This window comes from Microcystis sp. M165S2, from assembly GCF_020245885.1.
Lineage (GTDB): Bacteria > Cyanobacteriota > Cyanobacteriia > Cyanobacteriales > Microcystaceae > Microcystis.
On record NZ_JADBTZ010000435.1, the window covers coordinates 1 to 2,660 of the forward strand.

Consider the following 2,660-nt stretch of genomic DNA (forward strand, 5'->3'; position numbering starts at 1 on the left):
GGCCGAATTTGAAGTCTTTTCTGAACGAAACCCCTTACTATCTGTTGTCAAGGTTCAGTTTTTAGCTTGGTTATCGCTTTTTCCATTGTAGCTTAAAGCCGTCCTAAAAGGACGGGGTTTTAACCCAAATTTTCGATAAACACTTTCTTAAGAATTAACCTATGTCACAATAGATGAAGATAAACCAAATAGTGTGAAATTGTAAACTAGGTATTACTGAATGGAACCGCTTTATCAGTACGCGTGGCTAGTTCCCGTCCTGCCTTTGGTAGGCGCTACCCTAGTCGGCGCGGGCTTAATTTCCTTTAATGAAGCCACCAATCGTCTGCGACAGGTAAATGCTGTATTGATCATTTCTACCCTCGGCGCGTCGATGGTGCTGTCCTTTGCGCTGCTGTGGAGTCAAATCAATGGACACGCTCCCTACAACCAAATGATCGATTGGGCATCGGCGGGTAACTTTCACCTGAAAATGGGTTATACGATCGATCACCTCAGTGCTTTAATGTCGGTTATCGTCACCACCGTAGCCTTTTTGGTGATGATTTATACCGATGGTTACATGGCCCACGACCCCGGTTATGTGCGTTTTTACGCCTATCTGAGCATTTTTAGCAGTTCTATGCTCGGTTTGGTCATCAGTCCCAATCTCGTCCAGATCTACGTTTTCTGGGAATTGGTGGGGATGTGTTCCTATCTGCTAGTAGGTTTCTGGTTCACTCGTCCGGCGGCCGCCGATGCCTGTCAAAAAGCCTTTGTTACCAACCGCGTCGGCGATTTTGGCTTATTACTGGGAATGCTGGGTCTTTTCTGGGCCACCGGTAGCTTCGAGTTTGATATCATGGGTGAACGTCTAGAGGAATTAGTCTCTTCTGGAGCCATTGCCGGCAGTTTAGCGGCATTATTCGCCGTTTTAGTCTTCCTTGGACCCGTGGCCAAATCAGCCCAGTTTCCCCTTCATGTCTGGCTACCGGATGCGATGGAAGGTCCGACCCCGATTTCGGCCCTGATTCACGCCGCTACCATGGTGGCCGCCGGAGTTTTCCTGATTGCCCGGATGTATCCCGTTTTTGAGCCAATTCCCACGGCGATGACGGTAATTGCTTGGACGGGGGCCTTTACTGCTTTTCTAGGGGCAAGTATCGCCCTCACCCAGAATGATATCAAAAAGGGTTTAGCCTATTCCACCATCTCCCAATTGGGTTACATGGTTATGGCTATGGGTATCGGCGCTTATAGTGCGGGGTTATTCCACCTGATGACCCACGCTTATTTTAAAGCGATGTTGTTCCTCGGTTCCGGTTCCGTCATCCACGGTATGGAGGATGTGGTCGGTCATGAGCCGGTTTTAGCGCAAGATATGCGGATGATGGGCGGTTTACGCAAGTATATGCCCATTACTGCCCTAACTTTCCTGGTGGGAACTCTGGCCATCTGTGGGATTCCTCCTTTCGCCGGTTTCTGGTCGAAGGATGAAATTCTCGGTTTAGCTTTTGAGGCGAACCCAGCTTTATGGTTAATCGGTTGGGGTACTGCGGGTTTAACGGCTTTTTATATGTTCCGGATGTACTTTAACACCTTTGAAGGGGAGTTTAGAGGTACTAATAAGGAGATTAAACGCCGACTGTTAGCCAATGCGGGTGCGATTCCGGCTTTTGGACCGGGGGCAATGAATGTTAAGCAATTAGACTCGGAAGCGCAGGAAGAAGACAACCACGGCCATCATGCCCATGAACCCCACGAATCGCCAATTACTATGACTTTACCTCTCATGATTTTAGCGGTTCCTTCTTTGTTAATCGGTTTGGTGGGTAAACCTTGGCAGAATTTCTTCGAGGGTTTTATTCATGTTCCTAACGAAGTGGTGGAAGAAGTTCATGCTTTTGATTGGACAGAGTTTTTAATCATGGCGGGTAATTCCGTAGGGATTGCTTTAATCGGGATTACTGTCGCTTCTTTGATGTATCTCCAGAAGAAAATTGACCCCGCAACTATTGCCGAAAAATTCCCCGCTTTGTATCGTTTTTCCCTGAACAAATGGTACATTGACAATCTGTATGATCGAGTTTTCGTCCAGGGTTGTCGTCGTCTCGCGCGGCAAATTATGGAAGTGGATTATCGCGTTATTGATGGGGCAGTGAATTTAACCGGTTTAGCTACTCTTGTCAGTGGTGAAGGTCTCAAATACCTCGAAAATGGTCGCGCCCAATTCTATGCTTTAATTGTCTTTGCCGCAGTTTTGGGTTTAGTAATTGTCTATAGTCTGGTGTAAATTTTTAATCCCTTGACTAAAGATTTTTAGGGGCGCAAAGCCCCTTTTTTCAGCAGTTTTTTTGGTTTATAGCAGGCAGTAATACTAAATTATTAATAGATCGGTTCTGGGAGAGGGGTTGGGGGTGAGGGCAATTAACCATTTCTGCCATTACTTTAGAAAAATGGTATTGTAAAGTTTCAATACAAATATAGTCAGATATAGCCAGCCATGGTAATATGTGAACACGAAACTATCATACTAGGCAAAAAAAACAGGAATAAGTTATCGAACGGCTTGGAGGTGGTGGAAACAAGGGAATTTAACAGGCTATCAATTGCCTTCTGGTACAATTATCACAACGGATGACAACCCTTCAAAACCCGACGCTGAGTTAAAAGACAACGGA

General features: G+C 46.0%; 1 protein-coding gene. It reads left to right on the top strand.

Annotated features, from left to right (window positions below):
- Positions 1-220: 220 nt before the first annotated feature.
- On the top strand, positions 221-2,272 hold the full coding sequence (locus IM479_RS21375; protein ID WP_287685914.1) for an NAD(P)H-quinone oxidoreductase subunit 5: 2,052 nt from the start codon (positions 221-223) through the stop codon (positions 2,270-2,272).
- Positions 2,273-2,660 lie beyond the last annotated feature (388 nt).

Coding starts and splice junctions, on each gene's coding strand:
- IM479_RS21375 (WP_287685914.1), top strand. CDS start 221: ATGGAACCGCTTTATCAGTACGCGTGGCTAGTTCCCGTCCTGCCTTTG.